General features: G+C 56.3%; 21 protein-coding genes. 9 read left to right on the top strand and 12 right to left on the bottom strand.

Features of this window, described 5'->3' with window-relative positions; genetic code table 11:
• Positions 1-1,206: an EAL domain-containing response regulator gene (locus ENH71_RS14305; protein WP_294131189.1), complete on the bottom strand. Its 1,206-nt coding sequence runs from the start codon at positions 1,204-1,206 to the stop codon at positions 1-3.
• A gap of 128 nt (positions 1,207-1,334) precedes the next feature.
• Here ENH71_RS14305 and ENH71_RS14310 point away from each other — a divergent pair, with 128 nt between their 5' ends.
• The 3 genes from ENH71_RS14310 to ENH71_RS14320 all read left to right on the top strand — a co-directional run bounded on the left by ENH71_RS14310 (position 1,335) and on the right by ENH71_RS14320 (position 5,759).
• On the top strand, positions 1,335-3,689 hold the full coding sequence (locus tag ENH71_RS14310; RefSeq protein WP_294137914.1) for a TonB-dependent receptor: 2,355 nt from the start codon (positions 1,335-1,337) through the stop codon (positions 3,687-3,689).
• A gap of 329 nt (positions 3,690-4,018) precedes the next feature.
• Positions 4,019-5,071, top strand: a complete 1,053-nt coding sequence (locus ENH71_RS14315; protein ID WP_294136183.1) for an alkaline phosphatase D family protein — start codon at positions 4,019-4,021, stop codon at positions 5,069-5,071.
• Positions 5,072-5,171: 100 nt separating this feature from the next.
• Complete coding sequence (locus tag ENH71_RS14320; RefSeq protein WP_294136186.1) at positions 5,172-5,759, top strand: YhgN family NAAT transporter; 588 nt, start codon at positions 5,172-5,174, stop codon at positions 5,757-5,759.
• Between the two features lie 20 nt (positions 5,760-5,779).
• Here the strand turns inward: ENH71_RS14320 and ENH71_RS14325 are convergent, their stop codons facing one another.
• From ENH71_RS14325 to ENH71_RS14360, 8 genes are all read right to left on the bottom strand, one after another.
• Positions 5,780-7,315 carry an alanine/glycine:cation symporter family protein gene (locus tag ENH71_RS14325; protein WP_294136188.1) on the bottom strand — a complete coding sequence of 512 codons (1,536 nt, stop codon included), beginning with the start codon at positions 7,313-7,315 and terminating at the stop codon, positions 5,780-5,782.
• A gap of 30 nt (positions 7,316-7,345) precedes the next feature.
• Positions 7,346-9,052: an alpha/beta hydrolase family protein gene (locus tag ENH71_RS14330; protein ID WP_294136190.1), complete on the bottom strand. Its 1,707-nt coding sequence runs from the start codon at positions 9,050-9,052 to the stop codon at positions 7,346-7,348.
• A gap of 34 nt (positions 9,053-9,086) precedes the next feature.
• Positions 9,087-10,427 carry a serine hydrolase domain-containing protein gene (locus ENH71_RS14335; protein WP_294136192.1) on the bottom strand — a complete coding sequence of 447 codons (1,341 nt, stop codon included), beginning with the start codon at positions 10,425-10,427 and terminating at the stop codon, positions 9,087-9,089.
• Between the two features lie 90 nt (positions 10,428-10,517).
• Positions 10,518-11,102, bottom strand: a complete 585-nt coding sequence (locus ENH71_RS14340; protein WP_294136194.1) for a TVP38/TMEM64 family protein — start codon at positions 11,100-11,102, stop codon at positions 10,518-10,520.
• Positions 11,095-11,682, bottom strand: coding sequence for a class I SAM-dependent methyltransferase (locus tag ENH71_RS14345; RefSeq protein ID WP_294136197.1), 588 nt, complete (start codon positions 11,680-11,682; stop codon positions 11,095-11,097). Before ENH71_RS14345 ends, ENH71_RS14340 begins: the two co-directional genes overlap by 8 nt.
• Before the next feature lie 102 nt (positions 11,683-11,784).
• Positions 11,785-12,150 carry a DUF5056 domain-containing protein gene (locus tag ENH71_RS14350; protein WP_294136200.1) on the bottom strand — a complete coding sequence of 122 codons (366 nt, stop codon included), beginning with the start codon at positions 12,148-12,150 and terminating at the stop codon, positions 11,785-11,787.
• Positions 12,147-12,749, bottom strand: a complete 603-nt coding sequence (locus tag ENH71_RS14355; RefSeq protein WP_294137916.1) for an RNA polymerase sigma factor — start codon at positions 12,747-12,749, stop codon at positions 12,147-12,149. Before ENH71_RS14355 ends, ENH71_RS14350 begins: the two co-directional genes overlap by 4 nt.
• Positions 12,746-13,114, bottom strand: coding sequence for a DUF6249 domain-containing protein (locus tag ENH71_RS14360; protein ID WP_294136204.1), 369 nt, complete (start codon positions 13,112-13,114; stop codon positions 12,746-12,748). Before ENH71_RS14360 ends, ENH71_RS14355 begins: the two co-directional genes overlap by 4 nt.
• A 164-nt stretch (positions 13,115-13,278) precedes the next feature.
• Between ENH71_RS14360 and ENH71_RS14365 the strand changes: the two genes are divergently transcribed.
• Together ENH71_RS14365 and ENH71_RS14370 are read left to right on the top strand one after the other, a co-directional pair.
• Positions 13,279-13,767, top strand: a complete 489-nt coding sequence (locus ENH71_RS14365) for an AtaL-like protein (protein ID WP_294136206.1) — start codon at positions 13,279-13,281, stop codon at positions 13,765-13,767.
• 11 nt (positions 13,768-13,778) lie between these two features.
• On the top strand, positions 13,779-14,585 hold the full coding sequence (locus tag ENH71_RS14370) for an acyl-CoA thioesterase (RefSeq protein WP_294136208.1): 807 nt from the start codon (positions 13,779-13,781) through the stop codon (positions 14,583-14,585).
• Positions 14,586-14,604: 19 nt separating this feature from the next.
• Here ENH71_RS14370 and ENH71_RS14375 read toward each other — a convergent pair whose 3' ends face one another.
• Together ENH71_RS14375 and ENH71_RS14380 are read right to left on the bottom strand one after the other, a co-directional pair.
• Positions 14,605-15,051: a hotdog fold thioesterase gene (locus ENH71_RS14375; protein ID WP_294136210.1), complete on the bottom strand. Its 447-nt coding sequence runs from the start codon at positions 15,049-15,051 to the stop codon at positions 14,605-14,607.
• Positions 15,052-15,071: 20 nt separating this feature from the next.
• Positions 15,072-16,091: an aldo/keto reductase gene (locus ENH71_RS14380; RefSeq protein ID WP_294136212.1), complete on the bottom strand. Its 1,020-nt coding sequence runs from the start codon at positions 16,089-16,091 to the stop codon at positions 15,072-15,074.
• A gap of 197 nt (positions 16,092-16,288) precedes the next feature.
• On the opposite strand from ENH71_RS14380, the gene ENH71_RS14385 reads away from it, so the two are divergent.
• The 4 genes from ENH71_RS14385 to ENH71_RS14400 all read left to right on the top strand — a co-directional run bounded on the left by ENH71_RS14385 (position 16,289) and on the right by ENH71_RS14400 (position 20,360).
• On the top strand, positions 16,289-16,783 hold the full coding sequence (locus ENH71_RS14385) for a DUF6265 family protein (RefSeq protein ID WP_294136214.1): 495 nt from the start codon (positions 16,289-16,291) through the stop codon (positions 16,781-16,783).
• 25 nt (positions 16,784-16,808) lie between these two features.
• Positions 16,809-17,687 (top strand): SDR family NAD(P)-dependent oxidoreductase, encoded by an 879-nt coding sequence (locus ENH71_RS14390; protein ID WP_294136217.1) that lies wholly within the window; start codon positions 16,809-16,811, stop codon positions 17,685-17,687.
• A gap of 39 nt (positions 17,688-17,726) precedes the next feature.
• Positions 17,727-18,902 (top strand): saccharopine dehydrogenase family protein, encoded by a 1,176-nt coding sequence (locus ENH71_RS14395; RefSeq protein WP_294136220.1) that lies wholly within the window; start codon positions 17,727-17,729, stop codon positions 18,900-18,902.
• 75 nt (positions 18,903-18,977) lie between these two features.
• On the top strand, positions 18,978-20,360 hold the full coding sequence (locus tag ENH71_RS14400) for a sensor histidine kinase (RefSeq protein ID WP_294136222.1): 1,383 nt from the start codon (positions 18,978-18,980) through the stop codon (positions 20,358-20,360).
• Here the strand turns inward: ENH71_RS14400 and ENH71_RS14405 are convergent.
• A complete protein-coding gene (locus ENH71_RS14405; RefSeq protein ID WP_294136224.1) occupies positions 20,349-20,963 on the bottom strand; it encodes a methyltransferase domain-containing protein in 615 nt (204 codons plus the stop codon). The genes ENH71_RS14400 and ENH71_RS14405 overlap by 12 nt on opposite strands.
• Positions 20,964-20,976 lie beyond the last annotated feature (13 nt).

The raw sequence follows: 20,976 nt of genomic DNA on the forward strand, positions 1-20,976 counted from the left end.
TCACGGGCGTTTTTCTCTATCATGCAGCCATTGCAGTGCTAACTTCGGCGCCATTGGCCGGCCGATGTGATAGCCCTGAGCATGAGTACAGCCGAGGTCGCACAGAAACTGCAGTGTCCAGTCGTCCTCCACTCCCTCCGCGGTGACATTCAGATCGAGCGCGTTTGCCAGCCCAATCACGGCGGTGGCGATTTTTTGTGACTCGATCGAGCTGGATGCGGACATGACAAACATCTTGTCGATTTTCATTTCGGAGAATGGCAGGCGCGCCAGCTGGACCAGCGAAGAGTACCCCACACCAAAGTCATCAATGGACAGATTAAATCCCTTGATACGGAACTGTGTCAGATACTCAAGCGAGGCGACCGGGTTCTCCATGCTGCTGGTTTCGGTTATCTCCAGGGTAATCTGGGAAGGCGCGACGCCGTAACGCTCGCAGGCCTGTTTGATCCACACGGGAAATTGCGCGTCGGCCAACACGATCGGAGACATATTGATTGCCAGCTTCAGGTCGGTTTCCAGGAAATTGGCGGCAAACCAGGCCAGGCTCATGTCAAAGACCTGGCGCGTGAGCTCGGCGATGTGGCCGTGGCGTTCGGCCAGGGTGATAAACTGATCGGGAAATATCATGCCGCGTTCGGGGTGTTCCCAGCGTACCAGACTTTCAAAACCTACGACCTTCTCTGTCGTGCACTCGATTTTAGGTTGATAGTGCACGCAAAGCTGCTTCTGCGCCAGCGCCGTTGCCAGCATGTCAGCGCTGACCGGAGACACATACTGAACGGTTGCCGTTGGTGGTTTCTGGTCGCCCGGCTCTTGATGCAACAAACTGCGAAGCTTGGCCGGAGTGAACGGTTTGGGCAGGACGCCGGAGACTCTCAGACCGTTTTCTTCGGCAGCCCGGCTGGCTGCTTCCAGCACGCGCCCGCCCAGGCCGCTGGTGACAATGACACTGCCCTGATGACCGGAAAGTGCCAGGCGATGCAATGTTTCCACGCCGTCCACCTCAGGCATTACCAGATCGACAATCAGGTGGGTTGGTTGCCAGTCCATGACCAGTTGGAAGAACTCTTCCGCTTTTGTGGTCGCCTGGGTCTCGAACCCGGCCCGGTCCGCAATCGCGCAGATGGTCGCGCTGACATTGATGTCATCATCCAGCACCAGTAGACGGCCGGAGTGATTTGCGTTGTCTTCATTTGCCCCCATGGAGTCTCCTTTTCCGGGACGTCGCACTGTCACATTATTGTTATGAAAGTGTTATCGAACTGTCGTTCGGTTGTTATAGACAGGTCCTATAGTACCCGCTCCGAATACACTATCTGGGGTTTTACCTAATGACAACCAAAAAATTGTATCGTGGCGTCTGTCTGGCGATCGGCGGCCTGGTGGCCGCGCCGTTTGCAATTGCTCAGGACGCGCCGGCGGTGGAAGAAATGGTCGTAACGTCGCAAATGCGCACCTTTGCCAGCAGCACCGTCAGTGAAGAAATGCTTAAACAGGTATCCGGAGCGTCCAGCGTGCTGGGTGCCATAGACTATATCCCTGGCGTACTGGTAAACGAAGGCGATGCCTTCGGCGGTGATGACTGGTCCACAACCATCAGCATCCGCGGTTTTCAGGTCAGTCTGGATGAGCAGCAACTGGGCATGACCATAGACGGCATTCCCAATGGTAACTCCAACTACGGTGGCGGTTCCAAGGCCAACCGCTTCCTGGACACGGAAAACCTGTTTGCTGTTGACGTCGTGCAGGGCACTTCTGATATCGCCTCCTGGTCGCACGAAGCGCTGGGTGGCAGCATGAACTTCCGCAGTGTAGACCCGACCCGGGAAGCGGGTCTGACCGCCTCCACCACCTTCGGCGATAACAACGCGCGCAAGGTGTTCGTGCGCTATAACACCGGTGAGATCATGGATAACACCTTTGCCTGGATCAGCATGTCCGGTTCAGACATTGATTCATGGATTGATGGGTCCGGTGAATCCAATCGTGATCATATTGCTGCAAAACTGAAGGGTTACTACGATAATGTCGAACTGACCGGCTACATCTCCTACGATGATGCCCATGAAGACAACTATCAGCGCATTACACCGCAGGAATTTATCGAAGATCCGACCTGGGACCGTCTGACCGGAAACTGGACGGGCATCCCCCACGTTGATCAGCTGTATCGTCGCGCCTGGTCGACCCTGCGCAAGAACCTGCTGGCGTATGCCAAAGCCGAGTTTGAGGTGTCGGGCATCGATTTCAGTACCTCGGTTTATCACCATGATAACAGTGGCCGCGGTGACTGGATCCCGCCTTACATCGTTGACGTGCGTAACGACGGTGCCGGCAACCCTAATTCAGAACTGAACACCGGTGCGCCAGTGTTGGGCGGCGGCCCGCTGGGAACCATTACCTTTGTGGATGCTTCGGGTCGTGCGCTGCAGCCCACGCCGGGTTGTCAAAGCTCGCTGGTATTCCCTTATGGTGGGGCCGGTCCCGCTTACGATCCAGCCTGTTTCCCCGCCGGCGCGGTGCCGGTCAGTTCCTATCGTCACACCGTGTATGACAAGCAGCGCACCGGCTTTGTCGCTGACTTCTCCTGGATGCAGGAGCTCAGTCAGTTTGATAACACCCTGCGTGGCGGTTTCTGGTATGAAGACAACAAGCGTAACGAGTCGCGCGACTGGTTAAAGGTCATAGATTCCAGGACCAGCGCCAACTTCAACCATGTGCCATATTGGACTCAGTACGATCGCACGTTCCCGCAGGAAACCATGACCTGGTACCTGGAGGACACCATTGTTGCAGGTCCTTTGACTGCACGCCTGGGTGCCAAACAATACCTGGTAGATATTGATCGTGAAGACGAGCATCAGGGTGGGCTGAGAACGGCTTCCGTCAACTCCGACTCTGACGTGCTGCTTAGTGGTGGTCTGGTATATACCCTGCCGGTGGATGGCCTGGAAGCGTTTATGGGTTATGCCGAAAGTTTCTCCTCCATCAAGGATGGTGTACTGGAAGCCAACCAGACGGCGCTGGATTCAGTGGAACCGGAAACTGCGGACAGCATGGACATCGGTTTGCGTTACACCAGCGGCATGTTCAACGCCAGCCTGACCTACTACGATATTGAGTTCGCCAACCGTATCACCTACATTCCGGAAGGTTCTACTGACGGCATCGATTACCTGGGTGAAAGCGATGGTGCCTATGTCAACGTCGGTGGTATTGAGTCATCGGGCGTGGAAGCCGCGATACAGGCAATGGTCACTGAGACATTGAGTCTGTATTTCTCCTACACCAAGAACGATTCCACTTATATTGGCACCCCGGACCCGGCTGCCAACACGCTGCTGGGTGTATTCCCGGGCAATACCGTGTTTGGTTCTGCTGAAGACATGTTTGTCATCTCCGCAGACTGGCGCCGTGACAATTTCTCTGCCGGCCTGACCTACAAAGACGTTGGCGACCGCTGGTTGAATGCTGCCAATATCACGCGTATTGACGGGTATGGCGTCGCTGATCTGTATGTCGGCGTTGATCTTGATCAGTACCTGGAGGGCCTGAAAGGTGCCAGTCTTCAGGTTAACGTCACCAACCTGACCGACAAGTCCTACATCGGTGGTGTTGCCGGTGGCTGGGGTGGCTGGATCGCCCCACCGCGCACTGCCACGGCAACCCTGACAGTCGACTTCTGAGCGACGTCAATTGGCTAAACAAAAAGGCCTGCAGTGTTAGCTGCGGGCCTTTTTTTTCCGACACGCCGACATGGCTTGTCATGATTGCAGGAGAAAAAATGAAAACCCGGCTGCCAGTTATGTTTATGCTGCCGATCTTGTCTGGCCCCATCCGGGCCGCAGAAAATGTGATACTGATAACAATTGGTTGTCTTCGCTGGCAGGAATTGTATTGTGCCTGACAGTTGTCTCACTGCCGATGCTATTGCCGCGACCCTGATGCAGTGGCTCGGCGAGGACTACCGGGATTACAATGACGCCATGGTCGCACCGATGAAGGAGTTCTTACCGTGACAATAAGTATTGCAAGAGCAGGCACAGTGGTACTGGGTTTGATGTTGGCGATGACAATGTCGTCACAGACCTCGGCACAGAGTCGCACGGTCATCGCGTTTGGCTCGTGTGTGCATCAGGACAGGCCGCAACCGATATGGCAAGCGGTACTGGCGGATGCTCCCGAAGTGTTTGTGTTTCTGGGTGACAACATTTACGGGGACAGTGAAGATCCCGCCGTACTGCAATCCAAATACGAGCAGTTGGGCGCCGTTGAAGGCTTCCGGCGTTTGCGTGAACAGGCCGATGTGGTCGCCATCTGGGATGACCATGACTACGGCGTCAATGATGGCGGCATTGAGTATCCGGCTAAGGAGGCCTCGCGGCAGGTCATGCTGGATTTCTGGAATGAGCCTGAAGACTCCGTACGGCGCTCGCGCCCGGACGGCATTTACACGGCGTATGAGTATGGTGAGGCGGGTCAGAAAGTACAGCTTATCCTGCTGGATTTGCGCTGGAATCGCACGTCGTTGGTTGAAATAGAAGACACGGCCAAGCGTGAGGCGCGCCTGGCACAGGATATGGGACCATACGATGCCGATTTGTCTGCGGCGGCGACCATGTTGGGAGAGACTCAGTGGCAGTGGCTGCAACAACAGCTTGAGGTGGCGGCCGACCTGCGTATCATCGGATCCAGCATCCAGCTACTGGCAGATTTTACCGGCTGGGAAAGCTGGGCTAACTTTCCAGCCGAGCGGCAGCGTTTTTTTGAGCTGTTGCAGGCTGCGCCGCGGGTACCCACGGTGATTATTTCCGGTGATACGCACTGGTCCGAGGTCAGTCGTATTGATGATGCCGGTTTGCCATATGCGCTGGTGGAATTGACATCGTCAGGTCTGACTGAGGAATGGCACGCCATCAGCCCCAATCGTCACCGTGTAGGTGAAGCGTTTGCTGTGGCCAATTATGGTCTGTTGGAGGTGGACTGGTCCGGCGACTCCCCTGTGCTGGACATGTCCATTCGTGATGAGAGCGGGGCAACCTTACTCCAGCAAACCGTCAGTTTCTGAGGAAACCCCGGATGCGCCTGCAGCGTCAGGATGAGTTCAGGCCGGAAAACGCGTATGATGCCGGGCGTATAAACACTGAAACCATCCGGGTCTGATCACTATGGAAACGTTTGCCGCCGCTGTCACCCTGTTCCTGATTATGGACCCACTGGGCAATATCCCGATATTCCTCAGTGTGCTTTCCGGGGTTGTGCCTGAGCGCCGCCGACGTATCCTGATCCGCGAATTGCTGATCGCGCTTGGTATCATGCTGTTGTTCCTGTTCACCGGACCGACCATTCTGACGGTGCTGGGCTTGTCACGGGAAGCCATATCGATAGGTGGTGGCCTGGTATTGATGATTATTGCCATTCGCATGATCTTCCCCTCGCGCGGCGGCGTGATGGGAGATGATGGCAGTGAGGGTGAACCTTTGATTGTGCCGTTGGCAATGCCCCTGATTGCCGGGCCATCGGTGCTGGCGACACTGGTACTGCTGGCGGAAACCGGGCCTGATCGCAGTGGTGACTGGTTGCTGGCGCTGATGGGTGCCTGGACGCTGACCGCAGCAATACTGTTACTGTCGCAGCGTCTTTACAAGCTGTTGGGCGCCCGTGGCCTGAAAGCCATCGAGCGCCTCATGGGCATGATTCTGGTGACCATCTCGGTGCAAATGCTGCTCGATGGTTTCAAAAGCTACCTGGGCTGACAGGAACAGCGCAACGGCGTTTAATCCGCGATGCTGTCTCTGTCCTGGCTGCTGCCCTGGGTCGCACCTTGTGCCTTGTCGTGGCGCTTCTCCCAAAAGGTGGCATTCTTGATGCCCAGTTTGCGCGGATCAAAGGTGATCGGCTTGCCGCTTTTCAGTTGTTCCTCATAGTCCTTCAGACAGGCAATCGCCGGACCGGCGACGAAATAGATCGCCAGGATACCGACAATATTGATCCAGGCCATCAGGCCGACGCCAATATCACCGATGGTCCAGATGAAACCGGCATTGTTGACCATGCCATACGCCACCATAAACATGATCAGGAACTTCACTAGCACCAGCGGTATTCTGGCCTTGAAATAGCGATTGAGATACGCGGTGTTGGTCTCGGCGATATAGTAGTACGCCAGGATGGTAGTGAAGGCAAAGAAAAATAGCGATATCCCTACAAACATCGGTCCAAAACTGCCGAAGACGCTGCCCAGTGCCAACTGGGTAAATGCCGCCGAGTTGATTTCAGTGCCGGCATCAACGTTCTGTACGATGAACTGACCAACTTCCAGCGTGCCCTGTACGTTGTACTGCTGCGTGATCAAAATCATGAAAGCGGTTGCCGAGCACACAAACAGGGTGTCGACGTAAACCGAAAACGCCTGCACCAGGCCCTGCTGGGCCGGGTGGTCAACCTCAGCGGCGGATGCCGCATGCGGGCCGGTGCCCTGGCCGGCTTCATTGGAATAGATACCGCGGCGAACGCCCCAGCCGATAGCGGCGCCGAACCCGGCCTGCGCGGTGAAGGCGTCACTGAAGATCATGCCGATGACCCCGGGCAATTGACTCAGATTCAGGAAAATGATGATCATCGCCATGACAATGTAGCCAAGCGCCATAAATGGCACGACAATCTGGGTGAAGTGTGCGATACGTTTGATGCCACCAAAAATAATGAAGGCCAGGATCATCAGGATGACGGCCAGTGCGACCAGTTTGTTGGAGCCGACTTCACCGAACTCGGTCACTACCATGGTACCTTCGCCAAAGACCTGGGCGACGGCGTTGCCCACGGCATTGGCCTGAACGCCGGGCAGGAACATGCCGCAGGCGATGATTGCAGCCAGCGCAAACATGACCGCCAGCCATCGTTGTCCCAGGCAGCGCTCAAAATAGTAGGCAGGGCCACCCCGGTATTGTCCGTCTTCCTCAACCTTGTAGAGTTGACCCAGTGTTGATTCGGCGTAGGCTGTGCTGGCGCCCAGAAACGCAACCACCCACATCCAGAACACGGCACCCGGTCCACCAAAACCAATGGCTGCTGCAACCCCGGCAATATTGCCGACCCCGACTCGCCCGGACAGAGATACTGCCAGCGCCTGAAACGATGAAATACCCTGTTCGGATTCGTTGCCCTGAAATAGCAAGCGCCACATTTCGCGGAAATGGCGCAATTGCGCGAACCGCGTCAACACCGAATAAAACAGGCCGGCGGCCAGGCACAAAAAAACCAGTGCGCTGCTCCAGATAACATTGTTCAGTGACGTAACCAGACCTTCCATTTTACTGTCCTTGGGTTGTTTTTTTGTGGCTCAGCCGGCGAACTGGGTAGCTTGCCCGGCAACAATATACCAGCTCACGAACAGCGCATTGACAAAAGCGCCGGGCAGATAGCTGGCGGTGCGGCGATACGTGTAAGTACTGACAATGCCAACGATCAGCAACATGGGCACAAACTGTATCATAACAATGGTGTTCAGTGGCTCACCGGGCGTTATCAGCACGCCGCGTGTAAACAGGCTGCTGTACTGAGCAATCAGGAACAACAGAAAGCCGCCCATAAGCGCCAGTGAATTGCTGCAGTACTGAAGCAGTGGCCGGTCGCTGGCAACCGAAAGGCCGCTGTGTAATGCGCGCAGAGCCAGCACAAAAAACACGGTGAAAGGTATCAGGTAGACCAGCATGATCTGCAGTTGATCCAGGCTCATGGCCTTGACGCCGACGAACCAGAAGCGGAAGTCGACCTTGAACAGGAAGTCTGCTGCCAGTACTGATACATAGGCAATGCCTACCGTTAGCAGAGCAATGCTAATGGATGGCAGTAGTTGATGGGAATACGTCAATTTGCCCGTACGAATTATGAATCCGAGCGCAGTGAAAATCAGTCCATTGACTACCGCCCACACCGCAATCTGGCTGGTAATGGCTTGCGGGAACCATGCTGAGGCTGGCAGCAAGGCAGCGCCCCAACCCATGGCAGGATAGAAGGTGGCCACCGGGATGATGGCGGAGATGATGGCGGCAACCCACCATTTGCCGGTGCGGCGGACATACGCTGACGGGCTGTTGGCAGAGATGAGCCGACTGAAATAAGGGGTCAGGAGCAATACGTTGAAACTGCCCAGCATGAGCATCACAAATCCGATCAGTGCAATCAGGGTGCCGATTTCCTTGAAGAACCAGATCTGGTCATTGACCGCGTCGGGATTGCCGCCTTCCAGCGTTTGCGCAAACCAGTCGATGGCGTGTCCGATTGACGCGTGCGACAGGTGATTGCCGGGATGCGTCACCGGCGGTGATTGCCAGACCCGTGCGTTACCGTCAGCAATATTGCCATAGACTTGTCCCTCGACAATTGGGGCGCTGGTGCCAAACAAGGCCTGCAGTTTTGTGCTGTCGGCAGCATTCCGGCCTTCAGCCACCTCCCACATCAGCGGTGCAAACTCGTCGTATTGGGCGAACACCACTGACACGTTTCGTGGCCAGTCCGGCGTCCCCGGCAGTGCCATGCCACTGCCGGTGCTGGAGCCTTGCAGGACCATGGACCGGTAAGCGTCCGGCGCAGCGGCAGCTGCCGCCAGTACGGTCCAGCCGCCCATGGAGTGACCTTCCAGGCCAATGTTGTTGGTATCGACAATATCCAGGCTGCGCAGATAACTCAGCGCCGCAGGGCCACCAAAGCCGTTGGCAAAAGCAGGCGCATCCGAATAACCGTGACCGGCCTGATCCAGCGCCAGCACGACGTAACCACGTCGGGCGAATTCAATAGCAAAACCAGACTGCACTTCGCGTGAGTTGATGTAACCGTGAACCGCCAGAATGCCGGGCGCGGGCGTATCAGCAGTGGCATTGTCGGGGATGTAAAGCAACGCGCTTAAGGTGTTGCCGTTGGCGCCGGTGAAGCGTACATCCTTGATTTCGATATTGCCGGCGGTCTGTATCTGGTGCGCCAGTAACGAGCCGGCCAGGATCAGCAGGCAGGCGACAATAAACGTGCGCCAGTTAGGTTTGTCTGACATTGTTGTTCTTCCCCGCGCAGGTATGCGTCTGGTTTTAGTTGTTAAGCTCGTCGTAAATGATATCGATGGCTATCTGGCGCATATTGGCTGCCCCGGGTCGGTTGCCGCCCTGGCTTTGAATCATGCCGATCCAGAACATATCGTATACCGGATCGATCCAGAACCAGGTGCCGGCCGCACCGCTCCAGTAGTAGGTGCCTTCGCCCTGTTTCGAGCGCGCCGCCTCAGGGTCGAAAATAACGGCGAAATCGACACCAAAGCCCTGTCCGGCCTGTCCCGGGCGGTTGTCGCCACCACGCAGCAGCAAGCCGTCACGCAGACTGTTGGTGCGCATGGTCTCGACTGATTCGGGCGAGAGAATGCGCTGGCCGTCCAGTTCGCCGCCATTGACCAGCATCTGCAGAAAGCGGGCGTAGTCGTGAGTCGTGGACACCAGGCCGCCACCGCCGGATTCGAGCCGGTCGGCATCAAGGTAGCTGGGACGATCCGGTCGCGGCGGGTTGCGCATCAATTTGCCTTGTTCGCTATCCCAGCGGTAAACATCCGCGAAACGCTCGCGGTCTGCCTCGCTTACGTAGAACGCAGTGTCAGTCATGCCCAGTGGTGCATACAGGTGTTCAGCCAGGAATTCACCAAAGGGCTGGCCAGACAGTTTCTCGACGATGTACCCCTGTATATCCACGGCAACGGAATATACCCATTCATCACCGGGCTGATACATCAGCGGGATGTTGGACACCCGGCTGATCAGTGCATTCAGATCCGGTGACGCCAGTACTTCCAGCTCGCGAAAAGCATCGTTGACCGGGTCGTTGCCACTCAGACCATAACCGAAGCCGGCGGAATGGTTCAGCAGCTCCCGCATCGTGGGTTGGCGCGTTACCGGGCCCAGTTCGATATTGCCGGCCTCATCGTAATTCAGCACCACCTCGAGGTCGGCAAATTCGGGGATATGTTTGCTGACGGGGTCGTCGAAATCCCACAAACCCTGCTCATGCAGCATCATCAAGGCAACACCAGTGATGGGCTTGGTCATGGAGTAAATTCGGAACAGGGTGTCTTTGGTCATCACACGCTGATCTTCGATGGAGGCAAAACCGGCGCTGTCGTAGGTGGCGATCTGACCATCTTTGGCCAGCAGCCAGACCATGCCGGCAACGTCATTGTCGGCGACGATTTTTTCCATGGCAGCATCAAGGCGGTCGATGGTGGCGACAGAGAAGCCGGCAGCTTCGGCGCCATCGGCAGTTGTTGGCCAGCTGGTATCGGCATGGCCGAAGGTGGTCGCCAGCAGCAGACTGATGGCCAGCATGGCAGGCAATCTGAAGGTCGGGTGTCGCTGCTTGCGCGGTGACGTCATTCGCTGTGAAGTCATAGTCGTGGTGTCCTGTTAGTGTTGTTATTTACCTCCAAGAGTACCCGTTGCGGCGGCGTTGCACAATCATCAGGCGGGCTCAGGACAGCTTCAGAAGTACTCAAGCAGGGCGCTCAGACCGGCTGCGCCGCCGAAGATGTAAATGGCGCAAATGATACCCTCGCCAATGGAGGCGCCGAGCAAGGTCTTCCACAGTTTGATTCGCAGGACGCTGCATACGTAGACAATCATGTCGGTGGGCACGACAGGGATGAATCCCCAGGCACTGATGACGATCAATTCCCGTTTTTTCAGCAGGGCTGTTAAGCGCTCTACCTGGGTCGGGTAATGCGCATGGAAATAATGATCGAAGCGAAACTGACGGGCCATGAGATAAACGATGGCAGAGGAGGAATACACCGCCAGTTGATTGACCAGAAATAGCGGCCACGGCGGGAACACCAGAATGCCAGCGAGTACAATGGGTGTGGACGGGATCAGGGTGAACCCGCGCAACGTCGAAATGACGAAGTAGCCCAGCAGCCCCAGCGCCAGGTTATCGGAAAAAAACTGCCGGATATTTTGTGGTGCGAACAGGTCGGGGTAGAAAAAATACAGCGACAACGAAATCGCCACGACGGCCAGCCACGTGTACAAACCAAAAAAGTTGACGGTTTCCAGCTTCTCTTTATGCACGTTGTTCGACGGGGCCCTTGGTCATGCTGTACACAAACGCTGGCAGGATGTTCAGGGCGACAAAATCAACGTCATCCATGGGTTTGCCGAATATCGACTCAATGTCTGCCTTGTTGCTGCGGAAATACTGATATTGCAGGTAAATCCCGCCATCTCTGAGCCCGAACCTGAGCGCTTCGATGACTTTGTGCAAAAACGCATTGTTGTCCTTCATGCCCTCGAAGTTCTTCAGTGGCAGGGACGACAGGATGACATCATACCGACCTGCTTCCGTCAGCAATTCGGTGACACAACAATTATGTAATTGCACCTGTTTGTCAGGGTTGCCGGACATCAGCTGTTCAATCCAGGGGTTGTAGTTGGCTTTGATCTCGCACACATCCAGTTGCGACCGGTGGCACATGCGTTGAATGAGTTCGCGCGTGAATGCGCCACGCCCGCTGCCAATCTCCAGAATACGCAGTGGCCGGGAAAAATCTATTTTACCGACCATGGATTTGACCAGAAAACCTGAGCTACTGACGATAAGGCCGTCTTCGGCAATATTGCGTCTGATGTTTCTGTAGATTTTGATGAGCATCGTTCTCCCGGGCGCAAGCCCGCGTACCAGACTGAGTGTCGCACCTGCGCTGAGGAGAGATCATACCCTTAAAGGGCGTGTTGTTGTAGTCAATTCAAAGGCCTAGTCCCAGACCGCCACGAATACGGTGGTCAGCAACAGAGCAATAAGGCCGGTCACAACCATCTCGCCGGAGGGCTGCCAGAGCTGTTTTAATCCCAGTTGCCATGAGGTGCCGGAGAGCATTTGCCCGGCATGTGTGGCCCACGTTGAAGTCAGCGGCTGCAAGTGAGCCGCCCAGGTCTCAAACTGCGTGGTGGCAACGATCAGTGCCGCCATGATTGCCAGCGCCCATAGCGCCAGCAGCGTTTGCTGACGCCGCCGCCGCTGCGCGGCAATGCGGCGCAGGACGGCCTGGCTGAAGCCGTGGTCGGTAATGGGCGGCCGTTGCCGCAGTTGATCTTCCAGAGACTCAAGATCAATGGTCATACTGGTTTCTCCCTGCCAGCGCTCGCTGGGTTGTGCTCTGCGGAGGCGGATAACTGCAGTTTCAGTTTCTCCAGTCCTCGCTTGATGTGCGATTTGACTGTGCCCGGTGGCAGTTGCATCACGGTAGCGACTTCCCGGTGAGAATATCCCAGCGTCATGTTAAGGGTAATGGCGGCTGACTCTGGCGCCGGCAATCTTAGCAGGGCACGCTCCAGGTCGATGTGCATGGGGTCTGCGTCCGGTGTCGAGTTGCCGTTTGCCAGTTCTTGCCAGGCTCCGTACTCGGCATGAACGTCACGTTCCCGTTTCCGTTGACGGTGGTTCTGCAAGTACTGGCGGTAGGCAATGCTGCACAACCATGCGCTAAAACGCCCCTTACCTCTATAATCAGACAATTTCTGATAGGCAATGACAAAAACGTCCTGGGCCAGATCGTCTGCCGTATGAATGTTGTCGCACAAGCGGCGTAACAGCGCCCGCACCCGGCTCTGATGCATGACCACCAATTGCCCGAACGCCCTGTCATCCGCACCGCCGAGCGCTCGCAGAATCAGGCCCGCCTCCAGCGACCCGTTGTCAGTCACGCCAGTGTCCGTCAATCCAGTTCCTGCCGACCACCTTGATGACTGTTACCATATTTCATCACTACCAGATACGCCAGTCCTGCGCACAACAGTATGCCGCCAACAAAAATCGCGGCGGTCCAGTTACCTTGCACGATAAAACCCAGAATCACCGGCAAGCTGATCGCTATCAGGATGAGCCCTTTGCGCATGTCATTAACAGCTTTATTGTTTTCGCCCAACAACTGCAGCATCTGGTCAGTGACCTGGCCACCATGCTCGGCCAGCTTCAGTACCGTGTCCATTTTGCGGACCTGGCCAAGATGGCGCAGGTAGAGGAATACGATCAGACATGCAGCGATGCACAGAAACAGCACGATAGGGATCCACTCTTCATACATGGTCATTCTCCTGTCTTTCAATAATTGTGTTGTGTTGTTATATGATGCATGTCAGTGCAGGTTTGGATGCAGCTCCTTTACATTTGGGTGTACAGCGGCGGTGTCCGGCAGCTAGACTTGCGTTTTGCCATCAGTTGAATGCATTGCTTTCAGGAGAGTCAGGGGTGTCCGCGTTACTGGAGTTTGAACATATCATCGAGGTCAATGATCTGACGAACCCGGACTTGATTGCACTGAGCCGCGAGGTCTTGTGGCAAGGGCTGGTGTATCGAGCAAGTTATCCCGATCACTTCAATCCTGCGCTCAGCTGCACGCTGGAGCCGGATGCTGACGACCGGTTTGTGCGTTACATTGAGGTCGGCGAAGTGCAGCTGCGTGATGAAGTGACGCTGGTGCCGATGCAGGAAATTGTGACCCTGATAGATGGTCGTACGCAGGCGATGCACGCCGAAAGTATCACCGCGATTGAAGAGCCGGAGCCGGGACGGTTATTTGTCCGCTTCCGTTACCGGCGCGACGCCATCGTGGTTGAAGGCGGCCTCAACGCCAATGACTACCTCAAGGAAGCGTATCGCCAGCAGGATCGGGACGCCATCGTCACTATCCGCGAGATGGCGGCTAACAAGCAGTTGACCGTCAACAGCGGGCACTAAAGGAGATCTCCATGCATCCGCTGGATACCGCAATCAGTCTGCAACCGCAGTCGAAAGGCAGTTACCGGGCGCACACCAGTGCCGCCTATGCCAATATGATCGGCCCGTTTGGCGGCACGACGTCAGCATTGTTGCTGAATGCAGTGATGCAGCATGAGGACAAGCTGGGAGACCCGATTGCGCTGACGGTCAATTACGCCGCGCCCATTGCCGATGGCGAGATTCTGGTGGAGGCCCAGCCGGTGCGCACCAACCGCTCCACCCAGCACTGGCTGATGCAGGCCACACAGAATGACGAGCTGGTGGCATTTGCTACCGCGGTCACGGCTGTCCGCCGGGAGACCTGGTCTGCGCACGAAGCAACACCGCCGCAGAATGTACCTGAGCCATTAACGCTGGCCAGAATGGAAACCGTTGGCAAACCGACCTGGACGCAGTGTTATGACATGCGCTACCTGGACGGTGAGATGCCAGGAGAGGCTGGTGGCGACGAGCAGGACAATTCCTATTCCTGCCTGTGGGTGCGCGATGAGCCCCCGCGGCCGCTGGATTTCCAATCGTTGTCAGCGATTTGTGACAGCTATTTTCCGCGCATATTTATCCGGCGCCAGCGTCGGTTGCCGATTGGCACGGTCAGCCTGACCACCTATTTCCATGCCGACAGCGCCGTGCTGGCTGCTCAGGGCGAGCAGTTTCTGCTGGCGACGGCCAGGGCGCTGAATTTCCGCAACGGGTACTTTGACCAGACTGCCGAGGTGTGGTCGGCAGACCGACAGTTGCTGGCCAGCACCCATCAAATGGTTTATTTCAGAGACTGACACCAGCGGCCAGGGCGCATCAGCCAGCCGGTCGGGCACTTTCCTGTCGGGAGATGATCGCCATGGTCAGACGCGAAACACACACGGTTTTACCCGTTTCAGTTTCGATTTTTATTTCCCATACCTGAGTTGTGCCGCCGATATGCACCGCGCGCGCGGTGCCGATCACCCAGCCTGAGGAAATCGGGCGAATGTGGTTGGCATTGATATCCAGACCCACGGCGACCTGGTCATCGCGGCGCAGGCAGCGGTTGGCAGCAACGCTGCCCAGGGTTTCTGCGAACAGCACCGAGGCCCCGCCATGCAGAATGCCGAATGGCTGCACGGTGCGGTGATCAACGGGCATGCGCCCGCGCAGGTAATCTTCACCGATGTCAGTGAACTCGATGCCCAGCGCCGTGACGGCGGAGTTCCTGGCGCTCTCGGCCATTTGCTGAAGTGTTGTGTCGCGGGTCCAGATAGTCATGCAAAAGGTCTCGTGTTGGTTTAGCCCATGGGGTAAGGGAACTCTTTGTGCACCGCGTCGCATTGTTTCATGATCTCGTCGCTCAGCGTCACATCCAGGGCCGCCAGTGATTCATCAAGTTGGTCCGCAGTGCGGGCGCCGATGATGGTGGAGGCAACAAAATCAAAATTCATGCTCCAGGCGGTGGCCAGCGTGGTTGGCGACATGCCAGCCTCGCGTGCGATGTCTATATAACGGGCGGTAGAGGCCAATGTGCCGTCATTGACAAAGCGGTCTGCCATGGCGCGTTGTCGCGGATTATCCATTTGCAGGTATTCACCGAAGCGGCTGTTGGGCGGCGCTGTCTCTTTGTTGTATTTGCCGCTGAGCACGCCGCCGCCGATTGGCGAGTAGGGCAGCAGCGACACGTTTTCGCGGCGGCAGACAATGGCCAGCTCATCAAGAAAGCGTCGGTTGAGCAACGAGAAGTTGTTCTGGATAGACTGGAAACGCGCGTAGCCTTCGTATTCGGCAACCGTGTTGGCTTTGGTCAGGCCGTAGGCGTTTTCATTTGACGTGCCCAGGTAGCGCACTTTGCCTGACTCCACCAGCCGGTCCAGCGCGTCCATGGACTCATCAATCGGCACCACGGTGTCAGGCCAGTGCACCTGATACAGATCGATATAGTCGATGCCCAGCCGCTGCAGGCTGCCTTCCACGGCGCGCTCGATATGGTGACGGTCGATGGCGGTCAGGCCCTGTCTGATCGGCGGTACAAACCAGCCTGAGGCAGCGCCCGCGACTTTGGTGGCAATGATCAGCGAATCGCGGTCGCGGGTCTTGATCCATTTGCCGAAGATGGTCTCGGTGATGCCAACGGTTTCCTTGCGTGGCGGTACCGGGTAGACCTCGGCGGTATCGTAGAAATTGATGCCGCGTTCATAGGCCTTGTCCAGAATCCGGAAAGACTCTTTTTCATCACTCCAGCTGCCAAAACTCATGGTGCCCATGCAGATGGGACTGACGCGCAGGCCGCTGCTGCCTATATATCGATAATTCATAACAGGTCTCTCTAGTGTCTCCGGGATCAGATCTTCCGGGTGGCGGGTCGAATTTACAGGTAATCCTCCGATTATGGCATTACTTGCTTGTGGGCTGTCAAACTACGTTAAGGTGATGCTAAGCTTCGATCACGCACAATAGTCGAACAACTGTCCGAACAAACATTTGTAACAACATCATCAATACGGGAGTCAACATGAATACAACCATCAAGTCTGTCTTTGTCGCCGGTCTGCTGAGCCTCGGGGCCAGCGTCAGTTTTGCTGCCGGTCCGGCCGCTACCATCGATCAACTGGCATGGATGACTGGCAACTATGCCGGCAACCTGGGTCCGAACACGCTGGAAGAAAACTGGATCGCGCCCGAGGGCGGCTCCATTGCTGCGATGGTGCGTATGACCGGTAACGGCGGCACCAGCATGTTTGAAATGATAACCATCGAAGAGGTAGACGGTTCGCTGGTGTTGAATGTGCAGCAGTTTGATGCCGGTTTCAAACCCCGCGCGCCTGAGCCCACCACCATGGAGCTGGCCATGATCATGGACAACCATGTGCACTTTAATGCCGTGACAGAGGGCGGCATGCGTTCGCTGGGATACACTCTGGAGGGTGACACTTTCACCATTCACGTTGAGCAGGCCAGCGGACAGACCATGAACATCGAACTGCAGAAACGCAGCCTGTGGGATTGATCACCAGCGTGAAAGGGTAGCTTTGATGGCTGAGTTCCAAGGTAAAACCGCCGTCATCAGTGGCGGCGCAGAGGGCATTGGTTTCAGTATCGCCAGGGCAATGGGTGCTCAGGGCATGAACATTGTGCTCGGTGATATTGACCCGGTGCAACTGGAGAAAGCAGTTGCCACCTTGACCGCGCAAGATGTGCCGGTACTGGGTGTGGTGATGGATGTCACCCAGCCTGCACAGTGGCAGGCGCTGGCCCGGCAGGCCAGTGAACGCTTCGGCAACATCCATATGCTGGTCAACAATGCCGGTGTTGGCGGCGGCACCGGTACCGTGGAGCAGATTTCCGAGCGCGACTGGCGCTGGGTGCTCGACGTCAACCTGATGGGTGTTATCTACGGCACACAAACGGTGGTGCCTCTCATCAAGCAGCACGGCGAGGGAGGCTGGCTGATCAATGTCGCGTCCATGGCCGGTATGGTGGGCGTGCCGTACGCGGGTGCCTACACTGCCACCAAGGTCGCTGTTGTGGGCATGTCGGAGAGCTGGTTTGCCGAACTTCAGCCGCATCACATCAAGGTATCTGTGCTGTGCCCGGCGTTTGTGCAGACCCGCATCAATTTGTCCGAGCGCAACCGGCAGGCAGGTTATCAGCACGCGGAGGATGCCACTGAACAGGACGCTGCCATCGCCGCGCGCATGCAGGCCATTATCGACAATGGTCTGGCCGTCGACGTCGTCGGGGAACGCGTCGTGGAAGCGGTCCGTCAGGGCGAGCTGTATATTTTTACTCACCCCAATTATCGCAAGGTTGTGCAGCAGCGTTATCAGGCCATTGACGATGCGTTTGCGCGCGCCGCCGACAGTCCCTTGCTGGCCTCGGTGCTGGATGAGGACATCGTTGGTTTTACCTGATTCAATCTGAAAATTTCACTTCCAGGCGGGAGCAGAGTGATGGCAGAACGTAAGCTGGACATCGTGGTTTATGGCGCCACCGGCTTTACCGGTCGACTGGTATGCGAGTATCTCAACCAACAATACGGCGCCGATGGCGACGTGGCCTGGGCGATGGCCGGCCGCAGCCAGGACAAGCTGGCGCGTGTGCGACAGGAATTGGGGATACCTGACTCTATTCCGTTGGTGATCACCGATGCTGAGGATCCCGCCAGCATTGATGCCATGGTCGCTGATACCAAAGTGGTACTGACCACTGTTGGTCCATATCAGTTGTACGGCAGCGCGCTGGTCGCCGCCTGCGCTGCCGCGGGCACTGACTATGTGGATCTGTGCGGCGAGCCCAACTGGATGCATGACATGATTCAGACGCATGGAGAAACTGCCAAGGCCAGTGGTGCCAGGATTTTGTTCTCCTGTGGCTTTGATTCCATCCCGTTTGAACTGGGTGTTTATTTTTTACAACAGCATGCCAGAGAAACGTTTGGCGCCGTCCTGCCCCGGATCAAGGGGCGCGTGCGCGGTATGAAAGGCGGTTTTTCCGGCGGTACGCTGGCCAGTCTGAAAGCAACGATGGCAGCCACTGCGGTTGAACCATCATTGCGCGAATTGCTGGCCAGTCCGTTTGCGTTAACTGAAGGTTTTACCGGCCCTGATCAGCCTGCCGGACTCGCACCGGTGCATGACGCCGATATTGGCAGCTGGTCAGCGCCGTTTGTCATGGCCACCATCAACACCAAAAATGTGCATCGTTCGAATCTGCTGATGGGCCACCCTTATGGCAAGGATTTTGTCTATGACGAAATGCTGCTGACGGGGCCCGGGGAGAAGGGCGAGGCGGCGGCCAAAGCGGTGGCTGCGGACAACTCAATGGCATCCAGCAAACTGCAGCCTGGAGATGGCCCGTCACGGGAGGAGCGCGAAAGCGGCATGTTTGATGTGCTGTTTGTGGGTTCAAATGCCCACGGTGATGCGTTGGCGGCAAGCGTTAAAGGCACCATGGATCCCGGTTATGGCACTACATCAAAAATGATTGCAGAAACCGCTATCTGCCTGGTCAAACATCCGGATGTGGCCAAAGGCGGTATCTGGACGCCAGGCGCAGCTTTGCAGGACTTGCTGATTGCACGGCTGGAAAAGCATGCGGGCATGAGTTTCGCTGTCGAGCAGCGCTGAGCCTGAAACGTCTGACAAACCTGCCTGTCATGATACAATTGAGGACTTAAGCAGTTCCCTGAAGAGACAGATTTCATGAAACAGATTTTGGCATTGGGCATATTACTGAGCGTCAGCATCAATGCGTACGCCGATATGTTCGCCGTATTCCGCGACGAGGACGGCACCACCAACTGGCAATACATCGCAAATACCAGCGCCAGCCTGCTGATTCTGATTCTGTTGGTGGTATTGTTTTTCCTGGTACGTGCCAACCTGCGGGCAGGTCGCTCGAACCGGGCGCTAAAAGAAATCAAAGCGACGCTGGAAGATCGTGTGGCCAGGCGCACCCAGGTACTGGAGGAGACTGCTGAGCAGTTGCGCAAGCGTGAGGCCTATATCACCAGCATAGTCAATTCCATGCCGGTGATGCTGATTGGTATCAATGATCAGCTTCAGGTGACCCAGTGGAACAAAACTGCCGAAGAAATTACTGGCCGGCCATTTGCTGATGTCACAGGTAAAAACCTGTGGGCGGCGTACCCGGCCATCACGCTGACCGATGAGCAGGTCAACAGTGTACTGACCTCCGGACAAACGCTGCACCTGAAACATACCCAGCGCGGTCAGTACAGTTTTGACATCACGTTGTACCGTCTGCGCGACTCCGATGACACCGGAATTGTGATTCTGATCTCCGACATCACCAAGCAGGTGAATGCCGAGAATAAGGTGGCGGAGCGCGACAAGTTGTCTGCGCTGGGCGAACTGGCTTCTGCCATGGCCTATGATATCAGTCTGCCCATCAACACCATTTTGCAGCATGTGTCTGATGCCAAAGACAAGATAGAGGCGACAGACCTGGGATCGGTGCAGCCGGCGCTGTTGCAGGAGGTTGAGGTTGTGCGCCAGAGCGCTCAGCAGGCGACGGCGATTTCGCAAAACCTGCTGGATCTTGCCCGCAGTCATAGCAATGCCAAACAGGTTGCTGATATTCCTGTGATCATGGATCAAAGTATCGAACAGGCCAGTGATCTGTTTACTGACAGTGATGGCCTGGCTTTCAGGGATATCGAGATTCGTCGCAGCTACGCCGATGACCTGCCGCCAATGTCGTGTTTCCCTGCCGAACTGGAGCAGGCCTTTTCGCGTGTGCTCCGCAGTGCGTACTACGCGCTCAAGGCCAGTGCGCTGAAAGACGGCGAACAGTCGCCACCTCGTATACATATCGAGATCGGTCAGTTCTTCGACTCACTGTGGATCAAGGTACTGCATAAAGGCAAGCCACTGGCTGCCAGTGAGCAGCTGGAGATATTTGAGCCGTTTTTTGTGGCAACGTCGGATAACGGGTCGTATCCGGTCGAGTATCGGCTGTCATACCCCTATTTCATCATCACCGAACATCATCGGGGCCATATGTCAGTGACGTCTGATGAGCATTTTGGTACCTGCTTCAATATTCAATTGTCACTGGTTTGATTCAAAACAGACCATCTGCGTCGAACTACCCAGGCCCGGGTGCAGCTGGCCAATGTCTGCATAACGTGCAGTGTAGTGGTGACGTCCGGCAACGCCTTCACACCATGATCTGAACTGTGCCCGGGTCCACTCGAAGTAGTGGCCGGGATGACGGATTTCGTGATCGGCCATGCCATGTATCGGGTTGTATTCCTTGTTTGGCGTGGTGATGACCACCAGTGGCGGCCGCAACACGCGGAACACGGTGTCCTCAACACGTGACAGGCGGCCCGGCTCAATATGCTCAATGGTTTCCAGCATGATCGCGGCATCAATTTTTCCGTCGACGCCTTTTGCGTACCAGTCGGTGTTTTCAAACGAGCCGCGGCAGACCTTGAGCTGCGCCGGCGGATTGAGCAAGTCGATATTCAGCGCATCACGCGCATCGTCCAGAGCGGCGGCATCAATGTCGATGCCGATCAGGCGGGATATCTGTGTGAGCTCGCGTAACCACACCAGCAGTTCGCCATTACCACAGCCCAGGTCGACCACGCGCCGGGCACCACTGTGCTGGATTTCATGGAGGACGGCGTCGATACGCGCACGGTGCAGGTCAGTTGTCATGCGCGTATTATAC

The sequence above is a fragment of the Pseudohongiella sp. genome (genome assembly GCF_011050365.1).
In the GTDB taxonomy this organism is placed as follows: domain Bacteria; phylum Pseudomonadota; class Gammaproteobacteria; order Pseudomonadales; family Pseudohongiellaceae; genus Pseudohongiella.

Coding starts and splice junctions, on each gene's coding strand:
- ENH71_RS14305 (WP_294131189.1), bottom strand. CDS start 1,206: ATGGGGGCAAATGAAGACAACGCAAATCACTCCGGCCGTCTACTGGTG.
- ENH71_RS14310 (WP_294137914.1), top strand. CDS start 1,335: ATGACAACCAAAAAATTGTATCGTGGCGTCTGTCTGGCGATCGGCGGC.
- ENH71_RS14320 (WP_294136186.1), top strand. CDS start 5,172: ATGGAAACGTTTGCCGCCGCTGTCACCCTGTTCCTGATTATGGACCCA.
- ENH71_RS14325 (WP_294136188.1), bottom strand. CDS start 7,315: ATGGAAGGTCTGGTTACGTCACTGAACAATGTTATCTGGAGCAGCGCA.
- ENH71_RS14330 (WP_294136190.1), bottom strand. CDS start 9,052: ATGTCAGACAAACCTAACTGGCGCACGTTTATTGTCGCCTGCCTGCTG.
- ENH71_RS14335 (WP_294136192.1), bottom strand. CDS start 10,427: ATGACTTCACAGCGAATGACGTCACCGCGCAAGCAGCGACACCCGACC.
- ENH71_RS14345 (WP_294136197.1), bottom strand. CDS start 11,682: ATGCTCATCAAAATCTACAGAAACATCAGACGCAATATTGCCGAAGAC.
- ENH71_RS14350 (WP_294136200.1), bottom strand. CDS start 12,150: ATGACCATTGATCTTGAGTCTCTGGAAGATCAACTGCGGCAACGGCCG.
- ENH71_RS14360 (WP_294136204.1), bottom strand. CDS start 13,114: ATGTATGAAGAGTGGATCCCTATCGTGCTGTTTCTGTGCATCGCTGCA.
- ENH71_RS14370 (WP_294136208.1), top strand. CDS start 13,779: ATGCATCCGCTGGATACCGCAATCAGTCTGCAACCGCAGTCGAAAGGC.
- ENH71_RS14375 (WP_294136210.1), bottom strand. CDS start 15,051: ATGACTATCTGGACCCGCGACACAACACTTCAGCAAATGGCCGAGAGC.
- ENH71_RS14380 (WP_294136212.1), bottom strand. CDS start 16,091: ATGAATTATCGATATATAGGCAGCAGCGGCCTGCGCGTCAGTCCCATC.
- ENH71_RS14385 (WP_294136214.1), top strand. CDS start 16,289: ATGAATACAACCATCAAGTCTGTCTTTGTCGCCGGTCTGCTGAGCCTC.
- ENH71_RS14390 (WP_294136217.1), top strand. CDS start 16,809: ATGGCTGAGTTCCAAGGTAAAACCGCCGTCATCAGTGGCGGCGCAGAG.
- ENH71_RS14395 (WP_294136220.1), top strand. CDS start 17,727: ATGGCAGAACGTAAGCTGGACATCGTGGTTTATGGCGCCACCGGCTTT.
- ENH71_RS14400 (WP_294136222.1), top strand. CDS start 18,978: ATGAAACAGATTTTGGCATTGGGCATATTACTGAGCGTCAGCATCAAT.
- ENH71_RS14405 (WP_294136224.1), bottom strand. CDS start 20,963: ATGACAACTGACCTGCACCGTGCGCGTATCGACGCCGTCCTCCATGAA.